Below are 16093 nucleotides of genomic sequence, written 5' to 3' on the forward strand. Positions count from 1 at the left end.
CCCACGATCTTAAACCAGTGGCCGACAAAGCCCAAGCGGCGCCTGAATGGCGCTCGCTGGCGGCGTGAAAACGCAATGATTACCATGTGCGCGCAGCCAGCCTCCGTGCCGACCTGCCCGCTTCCCCCAGGACCCTGCAATGCGCCACCCGCCCCGACCGGCGCCTGCCGGTCCCGCCCGTGCCCCGCGTTCACCGGCCGAGTGCCGGGCTCGGAGCCCGCAATGATCACCGTTGGCCTGTCGACCCTTGGCTTCTGCAGCCTCGGCATGCTGTCGGCGATGTTCTCCGCGCTGGCCTTCTATGCCGCCTCCCCGCACTGCCGTTGGCCACGCCTGCGCCGTGCCGGGCGCCTGGGCCGCCAGATCGGCCTGGTCGCTGCCGTGGCCGCGCTGTGGCTGTGGATGGCCGAACTGGGCTTTGCCGCCGGCCTGGTGGCAATGCTGTGCACCTGGATGCTGGCCGCCATGCTGCTGCCGGCACTGGCAGCGTGGCACCGTCCCGATGTGGAGCCGCGCTGATGTGGCCGCGCGCACTGGCCGGCATCTTCGCCGGCTTCTTCCTTGCCGCTGCGGCAACCGGCCTGGTGGCATGGCTGCCGCCGGGCCCCTGGCAGAAGGCCCTCGTGCCGAGCCTGATCGCATTCGTCCCGTTGTGGATGCTGGCCGCGCTGTGGGCCTTCAGCTTCCGCAGCCCGTTGCGCGCCTGGCTGACCCTGGCCGGTTGCGCGGCCCTCGGCTTCGCCGTACTCGGCCTGCTGCGCCTGACCGGCGCGGTGCAATGAGATCGACCGCATGAAATTCAGTTCACAGACCCTGCGCACGTTCACCACCCTGCACACCTGGGTTGGCCTGGTCGCCGGCTTCGGGCTGTTCGTGGCGTTCTATGCCGGCGCGCTGACCCTGTTCCACCACGATCTCCCGCTGTGGCAGACGCCTGGTGCAGCAACCGCGTTGCCGGCCGGCCTGGATGACGCGCAGTACCTGCTCGACGATGTACTGGCCACCCACGCCGAAGCGCGTCGCCACGTTGGCATGACCTTCCCCGGCGCCGATCATCCGCAGCCGCTGGCCTACTGGCAGGCCGAAGACGGCAGCTGGCGCTATGCATGGCCGGGACAGACCGGCGGCAGCCCGACGCCACCGCAGACCGGGCTGGCCGAACTGGTCAACGAGCTGCATTACAGCCTGGGCCTGCCGGTGGCCGGCATCTACGTGATGGGCATCGTCAGCCTGCTGTACGGCATGGCCCTGCTCAGCGGCCTGGTAATCCACCTGCCCAAGCTGCTGGGCGATCTGTTCGCGCTGCGCCCGGGCCGCAATCTGAAGCAGCAATGGCAGGACGCGCACAACGTGATCGGCGTGCTCAGCCTGCCGTTCCATCTGATGTTCGCGGTGACCGGCGCCCTGCTCTGCCTGGTGTTCATGCAGATGGCCGTACTCAATCCCCTGATCTACGACGGCAAGGCACTGCAGGCGGTACCGACGGCGATGGACACCGCGCCGCTGCGCGAGGCCAGTGGTATCCCTGCTGCACCGGGCAGCCTGCGCGAACTTCATGCACGGGCGCTGGAAGTGGCGCGTGCGCAGGGCGTGGCCAACTTCGAACCGGCCTACCTGAAACTGGCCAATGGCGGTGATGCCAACGCGACCATCGAGATCACCGGCGAGGCCAGCGGCACGCTCGGCCCGCTCGGCGCTGTCGCGCTGGATGTCGAAAGCGGCCGCGTGCTGGCCAGCCAGCTGCCCGGCCAACGCGATGCCAACCACGCCACGCTCAGTGCGGCCTATGCCCTGCACTTCGGCGAGTTCGGCAACGGCGTGGTGGTCTGGCTGTATTTCCTGCTCGGCCTCGGCGGCGCCTTCCTGTTCTATTCGGGCAACCTGCTGTGGATCGAGTCGCGCCGCAAGCGCCGTCAGCCGCAGCAGTCACGCGCGGCCGTCAACATGGCGCGGGCCACGGTGGGTGTCTGCATCGGCCTGTGCGTGGCGATCTCGGTGGCCTTCGTAGCCGCACTGGTGCTGGAGCGGGTCGCCCCTGCCCAGGTCGACCACGGCATCCGCTGGGCCTGCTTCGTGACCTGGGCGGCGTGTGCGCTGTGGGCAGCCCTGCGCCGCCCGGCACAGGCGGCGCGCGAGCTGCTGTGGGCCGCAGCGATCAGCACCGCGCTGGTGCCGGTGGCACACGGCGCCCTCAACGGTGACTGGCTGTGGTTGGCCGCCGCACGCGGCCACTGGCCGTTGTTCTGGATCGATGCGATGGCACTGGCGATGGCCTTTGGCTTTGCCCGCCTGGCGTATGCGAGCCAGCGGCGGGCCCGCAACGGTGACCCCAACAGCGTGTGGGCGAACTGACCACCCGCCATCGATGATCGGATTGCAGCGCCGGCCCTTGCCCGGCGCTGACAGCACGCTCAGTCGCCGACGCGGGCCTTCTGCCACGGAGCCAGCATGGCGTTGAGCAGGCTGGCCTGCTCGTCGTCACCGGTCAGCTCCCACATGAAGACACCGGCCAGGCCCTGCTCGCGCGCGAACTGCGCCCGCAACCCGATCGAACGCGGGTCTTCATAGCTGATGAAGATCTTCTCGGTCGGGTTGTACAGCCAAGGGCTCTGCGCCTGCGGCTGCCAGTGTTTGTTCCAGCCCGGCTGGTCGAGATAGCGCGCCTTGATCACCCGCCAGTCACCGGCATCGGCCGGAGCGCTGTAGGCCTGGTACAGGCCATCTGCCGACTCGCCGGTGACCTTGAAACCGCGCCCATAGAACGGCACACCCAGCACCAGCTTGCTCGCGGGTACGCCATGCTCGCGGTAGTACTGCACGGCACCGGCGACGTTGTTCCAGCGCCGCAGCTCCGGCGCCAACGGGTCGGCAGGCATTTCATGCAGGGGGGCATTGAAGGTCGAGACCGACGAGAAGCCAGTGCCCATGTCGTAGCTCATCAGGTTGATGAAATCGAACACCTTGGCCAGCGCCGGCAGATCGTAGCTGGCGACGGGATCGTACGGACCGTCGGTCTGCAGACGACCTGCCGCCAGCGCCGCAGTCAGCAGCATCGGCTGCCCCGCTTTTCTGCCGCGAGCATCCAGCGCCACGCGGAAGGCCTGCGCAAGCTTGGTCAGGTTGGCACGGTCCTGCGGACGGTGCGCCAGTTCCTTCGGGCCACCGCTGACCGGGAACTCCCAGTCGATGTCCACGCCATCGAAGCTGCCGGCATGACGCTCGAAGAACAACGCCATGCACGAGTCGACCAGGCGCCTGCGGCTGGCCTCGGTCAGCGCAGCGTCGGAGAATCCGCCCGCGCCCCAGCCACCGATCGAAATCAACGTGCGCAGATGCGGATGACGGCGCTTGAGCGCGGCCAATGCGGCGAAGTTGGCAGGCGCCTCGGCTCCGATCGCACAGCGCCCGTCCTTGATGGTGGAAAACGCATAGAACAGATGGGTGAGCCGTTCGGCCGGGATGCTCGATACCGGATAGCGCTCGGCCGAACCGCCGGGGTAGTACGCACCGAAGATCGGCGGTTGCGCGGGTTGCGCCTGTGCGGCAATGGGCAGGGTACCGGCGATCAGCACTGCAAGTACGGCCAAGGTCTGGCGGAACATGGAAACTCCCGGGTCGAAGGCGCAGCCACGTTAGCAAACAGATCGGCCCAGGGTGCGGATGTCCGTGCAAGTCGTCCGCTGGACAGTGGCCGGCCACTGGAAGCTGACACGGTCGTGGCTGCGCAACGTCGAAAGCACTTCGCTGCAGGACAACACACGACCTGCCTGAGCTAAGGTGGCGCTGGATCTTCAATGGCACACGGACATGACCGCAGACCACGACGCAGACGACGAACTGCTGGACGACGAAACCCTCGAAAAGCTGCAGGCAATGGAAGCGCGTGCCTATGCGGCGTTCGACGCTGGCGACCTGGCGGAAGCCACTGCCCTGTTCGGCGAGCTGATCGAACTCACACCCGAACTGCCCAATCTGCACTACATGCGCGGGTTGGCGCACAAGTACCTGCGCGACTGGCCGGCATCGCTGCAGGACAACCTGCGCTCGGAACAGCTGCGCGATGCATTCGACGAGGCCACCGCATGGAATGCCGGCATTGCTGCCACCGGCACCGGTGACTGGGCCGAGGCGCGCCGGCAATGGACCCGTTGCGGCATCGCAGTCCCCGAAGGCGAAGGCCCGATCGACGGCAATTTCGGCGTTGCCTGTGTCCGCCTGAATCCATGGTCCAGCGGCGAGACCGTGTACATGCGCCGATTGGATCCGGTGCGTGCACGGGTGGAGAACGTACCGCTGCCTGAGAGCGGGTTCCGCTTCGGCGACATCGTGCTGCATGACGGCGCATCCACCGGGCATCGCAGCCATGGTGAGCGTCAGGTACCGGTGTTCAACGCCATGCAGCGTCTGCAGCCGTCGGACATGGCAACCCATGCCGTGTTCGTGCAGTGCGATGGACCGGAGGACATTGCCGCGCTGCGTGCGCTGACTTTGCCGGGCATCGGCCTGGTCGAGGACTGGACCGAGTCGGTGCGTCACCTGTGCCTGCGCTGCAGCTATGGCACGCCGCACCAGCACGATGACGACCGTGGCGATGACGAGACCCGTGATGATGACGATCGCTGGGAAAGCGAACGCAACCTCGGTATCGCCGCACAGGGCCGGACCGCGGTGGAGAAGCTGATGGCGGTATGGACGGCAGCCGGCAGGGGGCGCGTGCTGGAGGCGATTGAACAGCGCGAGCATCCGCTTCCGGATCCGGAGCCCGGTCAGGTGTGGTGGCTGGGGCAAGAAGAAGAACAGCCCGTGTAGCGCCGAGCCTTGCAGCGCAAGGCTTTCAGAATTCTTCAGGGAAATTTCCAGCACTTCAGCCGGTGCTCTGGCCCAATCGGGCTCCTTTCGATGGAGCCCGATCATGCGTTCACTCCTGGCCATTTCCGGCCTGCTGGCATCTCTTCTCAGCCTGCCCTGCACCGCCGCCCCACCCCACCCTGCGCGCCTGCAGGCACTGGAACACGCCATTGCCAGCGATGAACTGAAGCAGATCCGCAGCGTGCTGCTGCGGGTGGACGGCAAGGTCGTCTACGAGGGCTACTTCAACGGCGCCGATGCGCAGACCCTGCACGACGTGCGTTCGGCCAGCAAGAGCGTGACCGCCCTGCTGGTGGGGGCCGCCATCGGCGAGGGCAAGCTGCCGGGTGTGCACGCCCGCATCTATGACTACTTCCCCGCCTACACCGCGCTCCACCCGGTGGATCCGCGTCTGCGCCAGACCACAGTGGAAGACCTGCTGACCATGAGTTCCCTGTGGGAGTGTGATGACGAGAATGCGTTCTCGGCAGGCAACGAAGAGCGCATGTACGTGACCGAACGCTGGCTCGATTTCACCCTGGGGTTGCCGGTCAAAGGATTTGCACCATGGATGCAGCGTCCGGCGGACAGCCCGCACGGGCGCGCCTTCGCCTACTGCACCGCCAATTCCTTCGTACTCGGCGCGGTGCTGGAACAGGCGACCGGCCAGCCGTTGGCAGACTACGCAGCACGCGTGCTGGAGCGACCACTGGGAATCACGGCAAGCCACTGGAACCGGTCGCCCGAGGGCATCGGCATGGGCGGTGGCGGGACGCGCTACCGCAGCCGCGATCTGGCCAGGCTGGGCCAACTGGTACTCGATGGCGGCCGCTGGCAGGGCCGACAACTTCTGCCGCCCGACTACATCGCCGCCATGATCCAACCGCAGGCACAGGCCGGCGATGGCAGTGACTACGGTTATCAATGGTGGGGATTGAAACTGGCGGTTGACGGCAAGCCACAGACGGTGTGGGCAATGTCCGGCAATGGTGGCAACTATGTCTTCGTGCTACCGCAGCATCGCGCCGTGGCGGTGATCACCAGCCAGGCCTACAACCGCAGCCTGGCCCACCCACAGTCGCGACGGATTCTCACCGAGTTCCTGTTGCCGGCGCTGCGCTGAGGCCCGAGAGATCGGCGGGACGCCAGTCGGCAGCCAGCACCCGGCTGCGTTGGCGTGCGATGTCGGCATCGATGCGCGCCAGCAGAGCCGCCCATCCCGAAGTGTTGTGCAAGGGCGCGAACAGCGGCGTGGCGCGCAGCCACGCCGCATCGCGGAAGCCGTCGTTGACCGCCTGTTGCAGCGCCCCCATCGCGGCAGCGGTGTTGCCTGACGCCTGCAGCAGCAGGGCCCGCTCCAGAGCGGCGTCGGACCAGCCATCACCGGCCTGTACCTGCAGCGATGCGAGGCGGTTGCCAATCCCTTCCGGTGATGGGCCCGGCACTGCGTACAGCATGGCCAGGGTCTGCCCGAACGACTGCTGCGGACGCAGTTGGCGCCCCTGCTCGAAGGCAGCGGCGGCGGCGGCGCGATCCCCGGCCTGCAGCGCCAATTCGCCCTGCAGCCGCAGCAGTTGTGGATGCGGAGTGCCGCGCGACAGCGCTTCGGACAGCGCCTGTCTGGCTGGCCCGGATGCACCGGCTGCAAACAGGCTGCGCGGCCAGGCGATGTTGGCAAAGACGTTGTCGGGGTACAGCTGGAAGTTCCGCGCGTGCCGTTGTTCCGCCGCTTGGGTGAAGCCCAGCAGCTCCAGTTCACGTGCCACCTGCACGTCGCGGAAACGCAGGCGCTCAGGCGCCTTCAGCGCGAGATTGTCGCGCAGCGCAAGAACAAGATGGCCCTGCTCCTGGTGCAGATAGGCCAGCGATGCGCGCGTGCGCTCATCAGCGGGATCCAGCTGGATGGCGCGCTGGTAATCGGCAATGGCATCGCCCATCCGCCCCAGGCAGTCGTAGGCATAGCCGCGCAATGCGTGCGCCGCACCGTCATCGAAAGCGCGACGGAGTTCGGCGTCCGCCAGGGCAAGGGCTTCGTCTACCTGCGCAGCCGGGCCATTGAACAGGCACCCTTGCGCGGACAAGGCACGTGACAGCCCGCGTCGTGCGCTGCTGGATTCGGGATCCACCTGCAGTGCCTGCCGGTACAGGGCAATGGCACGCTCGTTGTTGCCGGCCTGGCCGATGCTGGCGTAGTACTCGGCGCGCTGCAGCAAGGCCTGCGCGGCCGGCGGCGATGGCGTAGCGGGCCACAGTAGAACAGTGGCCAGTACGACAACGGCGGCGGCACCGCCGGCCAGCCAAGGCCACTTGCGGCGTGCAGCTGGCGGCGAGGTCCGCTCCAGCGCGACCGGCGCAGCGCACAGCTGGTAGCCACGCCCACGTACCGAGCGGATATACCGCGGGCGGCGGCTGTCGTCGCCCAGCGCCTTGCGCAGCAGCTTCACCCGCTGGCTGATCGCATCTTCGCCCACGACCGCTGGTGCCCAGACCTGTTCGGCCAAGGTGTCGAAATCGACGATGTCGGTACCACGCTCCAGCAGCACTTCGAACAGGCGCCAGCTCAGGCCATGGAGCGGCAACGCGACACCTGCGCGGGTGACCCGCTGTGCAGGGAAATCTATTTCAAGGTCGAGCAGACGCAGGCTGTCCATGCGCGAAGCATAGCGGCCGGTGCGGCCTGCGGGACGACAGGCAAAGAAAAAGCGGGCCGAAGCCCGCTTTTTCATTTCGGCGTGTCAACCAAGGTTGACACCTACCGGAATCGAGGCGTGCCAACCAAGGTTGACACCCACCGTCGATTACTCGGCGGTGGCGCCTTCGCCTTCCTCGACGGCCTTCATCGACAGGCGGATACGGCCCTGCTTGTCGACTTCCAGCACCTTGACCTTGACCACGTCGCCTTCCTTCAGCACGTCGCCGACCTTCTCGACGCGGTCGCTGGAGATCTGCGACACGTGCACCAGGCCGTCCTTGCCCGGCAGGATGGTGACGAATGCACCGAAGTCCATGATCTTGGCGACCTTGCCTTCGTAGATGCGGCCCGGCTCGACGTCCGAGGTGATCTGCTCGATGCGGGCCTTGGCAGCCTGCGCAGCGATGGCATTGACCGAAGCGATGACGATGGTGCCGTCATCCTGGATGTCGATCTGGGTGCCGGTTTCCTTGGTGATGGCCTGGATGGTCGAACCACCCTTGCCGATCACTTCGCGGATCTTGTCCGGGTGGATCTTGATGGTCAGCAGACGCGGCGCGTAGTCCGACAGCTCTTCGCGCGGAGCGGTCAGGCCGTGGGCCATTTCGCCCAGGATGTGCAGACGGCCAGCCTTGGCCTGCTGCAGAGCCTGCTTCATGATCTCTTCGGTGATGCCTTCGATCTTGATGTCCATCTGCAGGGCGGAGATGCCCTCAGCGGTACCGGCAACCTTGAAGTCCATGTCACCCAGGTGATCTTCGTCACCCAGGATGTCGGACAGGACGACGAAGCGATCGCCTTCCTTCACCAGACCCATGGCGATACCGGCAACCGGTGCCTTCACCGGCACGCCGGCGTCCATCAGGGCCAGCGACGAGCCGCAGACCGATGCCATCGACGAGGAGCCGTTGGATTCGGTGATTTCCGACACGACACGGATGGTGTACGGGAAGGATTCCAGCGACGGCATCACTGCCAGCACGCCGCGCTTGGCCAGACGGCCGTGGCCGATCTCGCGACGCTTCGGGCCCATCATGCGGCCGGTCTCACCCACCGAGTAGGGGGGGAAGTTGTAATGGAACAGGAAGTTCTCTTTGTACTCACCGGAGACGGCATCGATGACCTGGCCATCACGGGCGGTGCCCAGGGTGATGGTCACGATGGCCTGCGTTTCGCCGCGGGTGAACAGCGAGGAACCGTGGGTACGCGGCAGGATGCCGGTCTTCACTGCGATCGGGCGGACGGTGTCCAGCGCACGGCCGTCGATGCGGACCTTGGTGTCCAGCACCGAGTTGCGCATGGTGCTGTATTCCAGCTCGCCGAATTCCTTCGACAGCTCGGCCGGGTTCCAGCCTTCAGCGGCCACGCGACCAGCCAGCGACTCGACCACGTCCTTCTTGATCGCCGAGATGGCGTCGCGGCGCTGCAGCTTGTCGCGCACCTGGAAGGCTTCGCCCAGACGCGGGCCGATGGATTCCTGCAGGGCGCTGATCAGCACGTCGTTCTTGGCCGGGGCGACCCAGGTCGACGGCTTGGTGCCGGCTTCCACGGTCAGTTCGTTGATCGCGTTGATGACCTTCTGCATTTCGCGGTGACCGAAGGTCACGGCGCCCAGCATCACGTCTTCGGACAGCAGCGCGGCTTCGGATTCCACCATCAGCACAGCGTTGGCGGTACCGGCAACGACCAGCTCCAGCTCCGAATCCTTCAGTTCGGTCACGGTCGGGTTGAGGATGTACTCACCGTTCTTGTAACCCACCTTGGCGGCGGCGATCGGACCCTTGAACGGGGTGCCGGCCAGCGACAGCGCAGCCGAGGCACCGATCAGGGCAGCGATGTCACCATCGATGTCCGGGTTCAGCGACATCACCGTGGCGATGATCTGGACTTCGTTCTTGTAGTCTTCCGGGAACAGCGGACGGATCGGACGATCGATCAGACGCGAGATCAGGGTTTCCTTCTCGGTCGCGCGGCCTTCGCGCTTGAAGAAGCCACCCGGGATACGGCCACCGGCGTAGAACTTCTCCTGATAGTCACAGGTCAGGGGGAAGAAGTCCTGGCCCTCACGCGCGCTCTTGGCGGCAACGGCGGAGACCAGCAGCACGGTGTCGTCGAACTTGACGATGACGGCGCCACCGGCCTGGCGGGCGATTTCGCCGGTCTCAAGCGTGACGGTGTGCTTGCCGTACTGGAAGGTTTTGGTGATTTTTGCCACGGAGGGTGTCCTTGGGGATGCTGTCTGCGAATGGACCGAGGGCGACCCTTGCCGCCAACGGATGACCGGTCGTTCCGATCTGAAAAAGGTATTGCTGTGCTACAAAACAAAACCGCGGCGCATCGCTGCGCCGCGGGGGATTCGTTGCTTAGCGACGCAGGCCAAGCTTCTCGATCAGGGCCTTGTAACGCTCGACGTCCTTCTTCTTCAGGTAGTCGAGCAGGCTGCGGCGGCGGTTGACCATCTGCAGCAGACCACGGCGGCTGTGGTGATCCTTCTTGTGGGTCTTGAAGTGGCCGGTCAGCAGTTCGATGCGGGCGGTCAGCAGTGCAACCTGGACTTCCGGGGAGCCGGTGTCAGCCGAGCTGCGCTTGTTGTCTTCAATGACCTTCTGGGTGTCGATCGACATGTCTTTTTTTCTCTGTGATGCGTGGCCGGCAGGAACGCGCTTTCGCGCACCGCCTGGCTCGCCGTGAACCAACAAATGGATGAAACCCGCCTTCGGCAGGCTGCCGTAAAACGGCCGCGAAATTGTAACGGCCAGGGGGCTTTGGAACAAGGTCCGGGGCTGAACCGGGCCTCCCCGTTCAGAGGTTGAAGCGGCGCTGCGGGGCCAGCAGACCGCCATCATCGACCTGGCCCAGGCCCTGCGCCACCGATCCGGGACCAAATACGGCCACCAGACCGCGTGGCCAGGAAGGGTTGCGCTGGCGCTGGCCTACGCAGAAACGCTGGACCTGCTCGGCGTCCAGATCGACCCGGGGATACTCGGACAGACCGGCTGCAAGCGGTAGCAGCAGCGCGTCCATGGCGGTCTCGTCCTGCGCTTCCACCAGGGCCCTCAGCTGCTCCAGGGTGACCATCGCCGGCTCGTGGAACGGCTCCACCCACAAGCGACGCAGGGCACTGATGTGCGCCCCGCAGCCCAGCGTTTCACCAAGGTCACGGGCCAGACTGCGGATATAGGTGCCCGAGCCGCAGGTGACCCGCAGCCGCAGCCGCTCGGGCTGCTGCTCCAGTATCTCAATGGCATGGACCTTGACCTGGCGCTCGGGCGCCTCGATGGCGTCGCCTCGGCGGGCCTTCACATAAAGCGGTTCCCCGCCCTGCTTGAGCGCGGAATAGATCGGCGCACGCTGCAGGATGTCGCCCAGCAGCGGCGCTATTGCCGCCTGCAGGGTCTCGGGACTGATCGCAGGCACCGGCCGCTCGAGCAGCACCTGGCCCTCGGCATCATCGGTATCGGTGGTCTGGCCCAGCACGATCTCGGCGTCGTAGGACTTGGCCGAGCCCAGCAGCAGGCCGGCGATCTTGGTGGCCTCGCCGAAGCACAGCGGCAACAGGCCGGTGGCCAGCGGGTCAAGGCTGCCGGTGTGGCCGCCCTTCTCCGCACGGAACAGGCGACGAGCGACCTGCAGCGCGGCGTTGGAGCTCATGCCGGTCGGCTTGTCGAGCAGCAGGATGCCATCCAGGCGGCGGAACTGAATTCGGGTCATGACAGGTACGGGTAGCGCCGGGCCATGCCCGGCGAGCGCGCAGCGCGGTCTGCATCAGACATCGCGCAGCCGGAATGCAACAACGCCGGGCATGCCCGGCGTCGCGCGGTTATTCTTCGTCGCCTTCGCGGCGCTTTTCGGCGGCCACGGTATCGGGCAGGTCGCGCAGCAGGTTGTCGATGCGCTCGCCACGATCGACCGAGTCGTCGTAATGGAAATGCAGCTCCGGCACATGCCGCAGCTTCATCGCGCGCGCCAGCTCCATGCGCAGGCCCCAGGCCAGTTCCTTCAGGCCCTTCATGGCTTCAACCGAACGTTCCGGCATCAGCGCGGTGACGAACACCTTGGCGTGGGCCATGTCGCGGGTGATTTCCACGTCGGACACGCTCACCGAGGGCAACCCGTGCTCACGCACGGCGTTGTGCACCAGGGTGCCGAGTTCACGGCGCAGCTGGGCGGAGACACGGTCGGTTCGATGGAAAGTCTTGGGCACGCGGCAGGCTCTTGATTCGATTGTGGCCCAACCGAGGTCAGGCACTACAGTTTACGGGATGAAACGAGACCGGCCCGTGAGGGCCGGTCCGTTGCAGCATTACAGGGTGCGCGGCACTTCGATACGCTCGAAGCACTCGATCTGGTCACCCGGCTTGACGTCGTTGTAGGCCTTCACCGCGATACCACACTCGGTACCGTTGCGGACTTCCTCGACGTTTTCCTTGAAGCGGCGCAGCGATTCCAGCTCGCCTTCGAAGATCACCACGCTGTCGCGCAGGACGCGGATCGGCTTGTTGCGCTTGACCACACCCTCGATGACCATGCTGCCGGCGACCGCACCCAGCTTGGAGCTGCGGAAGACGTCGCGGACCTCGGCGATACCGATGATCTCTTCGCGGATCTCCACGCCCAGCAGACCGGAGGCCACCTGCTTCACCTGATCGATCACGTCATAGATGATCGAGAAGTAACGCAGGTCCACGCCGTTGGATTCGATGATGCGACGGGCCGAAGCATCCGCACGCACGTTGAAGCCGATGACGGTGGCCTTCGAAGCGGCGGCCGAATTGGCGTCCGACTCGGTGATGCCGCCCACGCCGGAGTGGATCACGTTGATGCGGATGTCGTCGTTGGACAGCGCCACCAGGGCCTGGCTCAACGCCTGCACCGAACCCTGCACGTCGGCCTTGATGACCAGGTTGAGGACCTGCTGGCCCTCGCCCTTGCCCAGGGTCGCCATGATGTCTTCCATGCGGCTGCCAGCGGTGGCGACCAGGCGCGATTCGCGGCGCTTGGTCTCACGCTGCTGGGCAACGTCCTTGGCCAGACGCTCGTCGTCGACGACGACGAAGTCGTCACCGGCTTCCGGCACGCCGGACAGGCCCAGGACCTGCACCGGGATGGACGGGCCAGCGAACTCCGGCTGCTTGCCGGTTTCGTCGAACAGCGCACGCACGCGGCCGTACTGGATACCGCACACCAGGTAATCGCCCTTCTTCAGGCGGCCCTGCTGCACCAGCACCGTCGCGATCGGGCCACGGCCCTTGTCCAGCGACGATTCGATGACCACGCCGTTGGCACGACCCTCGTCGACCGCCTTCAGTTCCAGCAGCTCAGCCTGGACCGAAACAGCTTCCAGCAGATCGTCGATGCCCAGGCCGGTCTTGGCCGAGATCTCCACCATCTGGGTGTCGCCACCGAAGTCTTCGGCCACGACCTGCTCGGAGAGCAGCTCGTTCTTGACCCGCATCGGGTCGGCGCCGGACTTGTCGATCTTGTTGATCGCCACGATCAGCGGCACACCCGCCGAACGGGCGTGCTGGATCGCTTCCTTGGTCTGCGGCATGACGCCGTCATCGGCAGCCACGACCAGCACCACGATGTCGGTCAGCTTGGCACCGCGGGCACGCATCGAGGTGAACGCGGCGTGGCCCGGGGTATCCAGGAAGCTGATGACGCCCTTCGGCGTTTCAACGTGGTACGCACCGATGTGCTGGGTGATGCCGCCGGCTTCGCCGGTGGCGACCTTGGTGCGACGGATGTAATCCAGCAGCGAGGTCTTGCCGTGGTCGACGTGGCCCATGATGGTGACCACCGGCGGACGCTGCACGGCCTCGCCCTTGTTCTCACCCGCCGATGCCAACAGCGCGTCTTCGGCGTCGTTGTCGCTGGCGCGGATCGCCTTGTGGCCCAGCTCTTCGGTGACCAGTGCCGCGGTGTCGTGGTCGATGGACTGGGTGATGGTGGCCATCACGCCCATCTTGAACAGCGCCTTCACCACCTCGCCGCCCTTCAGCGCGAGCTTCTGCGCCAGGTCGGCCACGGTGATGGTGTCGCCGATCGCCACTTCACGCACGACCGGTGCGGTCGGACGCTCGAAGGCATGCGGGCCGGAGTTGCCACCGCCGCGCGACATGTCGCGACGGCCGGACGTCGGACGGCTGCCCGGGCGACCACGGTTGTTGCTGTTGTTGCTGTTGCCACGGCGCGCACGATCGGCAGCGGACAGGTGCATCTGACCGGCAAAGCGGTCACCCGGTCCACGCTCGTTGCGCGGCGCGTTGCGGTTGTTGCGGTCGTCGCTGCGCGGCGGCGCTGCACTACGCGGAGCAGCCGGGGCTGCGGCCGGAGCGCGCGGCGGGCGCGGCGCGGTTTCGTCGATCGGAGCACGCACCTTGGGCTTGCTGGCAGCCAGGGCCTCGGCAGCCTTGGCGGCAACCGCAGCTTCCTCGGCCGCCTTCTTCTCGGCCTCGGCACGCTCCTTGGCAGCGACCTCTTCCTCGCGTGCACGGACGATGGCCTCGTCACGCAGGCGGTCCTTCTCGGCCAGGGCCTGCTGCTCGGCAAGGTTGCGTGCGCGCGACTCTTCCAGCTTGCGCAGGATGTCGGCACGCTCTTCGTCCGGGGTCATCGCACGAGCACCATCCTTGACGTAGGTGCGCTTCTGGCGCACTTCCACGTTCACGGTTGTCTTGCTGCGACCGGAACTGACCGTCACTTCCTGTTGCTTGCGACGGTTGAGGGTGATCTTCTTGGCAGACTGATCAGTCTCTTCCGGGGCCTGCTCGGGCTTGCCGTGCGAGCGACGAAGGAAGCCCAGGAGCTTCACTTTCTCGGAGCTGGTCACGACCTGGTCGGGACCGCTGAACTTCATGCCGGCACCAGCCAGCTGTTCCAGCAGTTTTTCGACCGGTGTATTGACCAGTTCAGCAAGCTTGCGGATGGTGGTTTGCTGCGACATTCGGATCCTATGATCTTGTGGGCGCCCCCCCGCATCTGGAGGTGGCGCGGATTCTACGCCCTGATCGGCTCAGGGCCCTGTTCATTGCCGGCTCATTCGCCGCGTTCCAGTCGGGCGATTTCCTCGGCACGCGCGGCCAGGATCAGCGCCGCGGCGCGCTCCTGGTCCAGCCCTTCAATGCCGAAGTCCATGACCTCGTCGGCGGCCAGGTCGGACAAGTCCTCGCTGGTACGCACGCCGTGGCCGGCCAACGCGTATGCGGTGGCTTCGTCCATGCCCTTCAGGGACAGCAGGTCCTGTGCCGGCTGGCCGTCCTCCAGGCCTTCCTCGACTGCCAGGGCCTCATTGAGCAGCGCATCGCGGGCACGTGCGCGCAGCTCTTCGACGATGTCTTCGTCGAAACCTTCCACGGCCAGCAGTTCGCCGACCGGTACGTATGCAATTTCCTCGACCGTGCCGAAGCCTTCGCTGACCAGGATGCCAGCGATTTCCTCGTCCACTTCCAGCTTGTCCATGAACAGCTGGCGGGCCGAAGCCTGCTCGGCTTCCGACTTGGCGGTCACCTGGTCCTGGGTCATCACGTTGAGCTGCCAGCCGGTCAGGCGGCTGGCCAGGCGCACGTTCTGGCCGCCCTTGCCGATCGCCTGGGCCAGGCGGTCTTCAGCAACGGCCAGGTCCATCGAATGCTTGTCTTCATCGACGATGATCGACTGCACTTCGGCCGGCGCCATCGCATTGATGACGAAGTTGGCCGGGTTCTCGTTCCACAGGACGATGTCCACGCGCTCGCCATTGAGCTCGTTGGACACGGCCTGCACGCGCGAACCACGCATGCCGATGCAGGCGCCGATCGGATCGGTGCGCTGGTCGTGGGCGAGCACGGCGATCTTGGCGCGGTCGCCCGGATCGCGGGCACAGGCCTTGATTTCCACCAGGCCCTGGCCGACTTCCGGCACTTCCAGCTTGAACAGCTCGATCATGAATTCCGGTGCGGCGCGGCTGATGAACAGCTGCGGGCCACGCGGTTCCGAACGCACTTCGGCCAGGTAACCGCGGACGCGGTCGCCGGCACGCAGGACATCACGCGGAATGCCCTTGTCCTTCGGAATGAAACCTTCAGCGTTGCCGCCAAGGTCGACATAGATGTTGCCGCGCTCGGCGCGCTTGACCACACCGGTGATGAGCTCGCCCACACGGTCGGCCCATGCATCGACAACCTGCTGGCGCTCGGCTTCGCGCACGCGCTGCACGATCACCTGCTTGGCGGCCTGGGCGGCGATGCGACCGAAGTCGGGGTTCTCGATCTGCTCTTCGATGTAATCGCCGACGTCCACGCCTTCGGCTTCGTCGATCGCGTCCATCAGGCGGATCTGGCGATCCGGCGATTCCATCACTACGTCATCGGCCACCACTTCCCAGCGGCGGTAGGTTTCGTAGTTGCCATCCTTGTGGTCGATGACCACGCGGGTCAGCACTTCCTCGTCGGGATAGCGCTTCTTCGCTGCCGAGGCCAGGGCGGCCTCGATGGCATCGAAGATTACTTCACGCGGCACGCCCTTCTCGTTGGCGACCGCGTCCACTACCAGCAACAGTTCCTTGCTCATTGG

The 16093-nt window shown here is 66.0% G+C and carries 13 protein-coding genes; 5 read left to right on the forward strand and 8 right to left on the reverse strand.

Features of this window, described 5'->3' with window-relative positions; genetic code table 11:
• Positions 1–222: 222 nt before the first annotated feature.
• From H3005_RS18585 to H3005_RS18595, 3 genes are read left to right on the forward strand one after another with little or no spacing between them, the layout of a single operon-like run.
• Positions 223–519, forward strand: a complete 297-nt coding sequence (locus H3005_RS18585; protein WP_025876254.1) for a hypothetical protein — start codon at positions 223–225, stop codon at positions 517–519.
• Positions 519–782 carry a hypothetical protein gene (locus H3005_RS18590; RefSeq protein WP_191078743.1) on the forward strand — a complete coding sequence of 88 codons (264 nt, stop codon included), beginning with the start codon at positions 519–521 and terminating at the stop codon, positions 780–782. The genes H3005_RS18585 and H3005_RS18590 overlap by 1 nt, the downstream gene beginning before the upstream one ends.
• A 10-nt stretch (positions 783–792) precedes the next feature.
• The gene (locus H3005_RS18595) at positions 793–2352 is read left to right on the forward strand and encodes a PepSY-associated TM helix domain-containing protein (RefSeq protein ID WP_099819070.1); all 1560 of its coding nucleotides are present in this window, start codon (positions 793–795) and stop codon (positions 2350–2352) included.
• 59 nt (positions 2353–2411) lie between these two features.
• On the opposite strand, the gene H3005_RS18600 is transcribed toward H3005_RS18595, so the two are convergent.
• Positions 2412–3602: a glycoside hydrolase family 18 protein gene (locus H3005_RS18600; protein WP_191078744.1), complete on the reverse strand. Its 1191-nt coding sequence runs from the start codon at positions 3600–3602 to the stop codon at positions 2412–2414.
• 205 nt (positions 3603–3807) lie between these two features.
• Here H3005_RS18600 and H3005_RS18605 point away from each other — a divergent pair, with 205 nt between their 5' ends.
• Together H3005_RS18605 and H3005_RS18610 are read left to right on the forward strand one after the other, a co-directional pair.
• The gene (locus tag H3005_RS18605) at positions 3808–4809 is read left to right on the forward strand and encodes a hypothetical protein (RefSeq protein WP_191078745.1); all 1002 of its coding nucleotides are present in this window, start codon (positions 3808–3810) and stop codon (positions 4807–4809) included.
• Between the two features lie 103 nt (positions 4810–4912).
• Entirely contained in the window at positions 4913–5971 is a 1059-nt protein-coding gene (locus H3005_RS18610; RefSeq protein WP_191078746.1) for a serine hydrolase, read from the forward strand.
• Here H3005_RS18610 and H3005_RS18615 read toward each other — a convergent pair.
• From H3005_RS18615 to nusA, 7 genes are all read right to left on the reverse strand, one after another.
• Complete coding sequence (locus tag H3005_RS18615) at positions 5940–7499, reverse strand: winged helix-turn-helix transcriptional regulator (RefSeq protein ID WP_191078747.1); 1560 nt, start codon at positions 7497–7499, stop codon at positions 5940–5942. The genes H3005_RS18610 and H3005_RS18615 overlap by 32 nt on opposite strands.
• 147 nt (positions 7500–7646) lie before the next feature.
• Positions 7647–9755, reverse strand: a complete 2109-nt coding sequence (gene pnp / locus H3005_RS18620; protein WP_100553090.1) for a polyribonucleotide nucleotidyltransferase — start codon at positions 9753–9755, stop codon at positions 7647–7649.
• A gap of 148 nt (positions 9756–9903) precedes the next feature.
• Positions 9904–10164 (reverse strand): 30S ribosomal protein S15, encoded by a 261-nt coding sequence (gene rpsO, locus H3005_RS18625; RefSeq protein WP_005410445.1) that lies wholly within the window; start codon positions 10162–10164, stop codon positions 9904–9906.
• A gap of 178 nt (positions 10165–10342) precedes the next feature.
• A complete protein-coding gene (gene truB, locus H3005_RS18630; RefSeq protein WP_191078748.1) occupies positions 10343–11251 on the reverse strand; it encodes a tRNA pseudouridine(55) synthase TruB in 909 nt (302 codons plus the stop codon).
• A gap of 109 nt (positions 11252–11360) precedes the next feature.
• Positions 11361–11744, reverse strand: coding sequence for a 30S ribosome-binding factor RbfA (rbfA, locus tag H3005_RS18635; protein ID WP_089236289.1), 384 nt, complete (start codon positions 11742–11744; stop codon positions 11361–11363).
• A gap of 99 nt (positions 11745–11843) precedes the next feature.
• A complete protein-coding gene (infB, locus tag H3005_RS18640) occupies positions 11844–14486 on the reverse strand; it encodes a translation initiation factor IF-2 (RefSeq protein ID WP_089236290.1) in 2643 nt (880 codons plus the stop codon).
• Between the two features lie 92 nt (positions 14487–14578).
• On the reverse strand, positions 14579–16090 hold the full coding sequence (gene nusA, locus H3005_RS18645; RefSeq protein WP_089236291.1) for a transcription termination factor NusA: 1512 nt from the start codon (positions 16088–16090) through the stop codon (positions 14579–14581).
• Positions 16091–16093: the final 3 nt, after the last annotated feature.

This window comes from Stenotrophomonas sp. Br8 (genome assembly GCF_014763005.1).
In the GTDB taxonomy this organism is placed as follows: domain Bacteria; phylum Pseudomonadota; class Gammaproteobacteria; order Xanthomonadales; family Xanthomonadaceae; genus Stenotrophomonas; species Stenotrophomonas lactitubi.

What these genes read in the sequence shown, in the direction of transcription:
- H3005_RS18585 (WP_025876254.1), top strand. Translation starts at nt 223, where the DNA reads ATGATCACCGTTGGCCTGTCGACCCTTGGCTTCTGCAGCCTCGGCATG.
- H3005_RS18590 (WP_191078743.1), top strand. Translation starts at nt 519, where the DNA reads ATGTGGCCGCGCGCACTGGCCGGCATCTTCGCCGGCTTCTTCCTTGCC.
- H3005_RS18595 (WP_099819070.1), top strand. Translation starts at nt 793, where the DNA reads ATGAAATTCAGTTCACAGACCCTGCGCACGTTCACCACCCTGCACACC.
- H3005_RS18600 (WP_191078744.1), bottom strand. Translation starts at nt 3,602, where the DNA reads ATGTTCCGCCAGACCTTGGCCGTACTTGCAGTGCTGATCGCCGGTACC.
- H3005_RS18605 (WP_191078745.1), top strand. Translation starts at nt 3,808, where the DNA reads ATGACCGCAGACCACGACGCAGACGACGAACTGCTGGACGACGAAACC.
- H3005_RS18610 (WP_191078746.1), top strand. Translation starts at nt 4,913, where the DNA reads ATGCGTTCACTCCTGGCCATTTCCGGCCTGCTGGCATCTCTTCTCAGC.
- H3005_RS18615 (WP_191078747.1), bottom strand. Translation starts at nt 7,499, where the DNA reads ATGGACAGCCTGCGTCTGCTCGACCTTGAAATAGATTTCCCTGCACAG.
- rpsO (WP_005410445.1), bottom strand. Translation starts at nt 10,164, where the DNA reads ATGTCGATCGACACCCAGAAGGTCATTGAAGACAACAAGCGCAGCTCG.
- truB (WP_191078748.1), bottom strand. Translation starts at nt 11,251, where the DNA reads ATGACCCGAATTCAGTTCCGCCGCCTGGATGGCATCCTGCTGCTCGAC.
- infB (WP_089236290.1), bottom strand. Translation starts at nt 14,486, where the DNA reads ATGTCGCAGCAAACCACCATCCGCAAGCTTGCTGAACTGGTCAATACA.
- nusA (WP_089236291.1), bottom strand. Translation starts at nt 16,090, where the DNA reads ATGAGCAAGGAACTGTTGCTGGTAGTGGACGCGGTCGCCAACGAGAAG.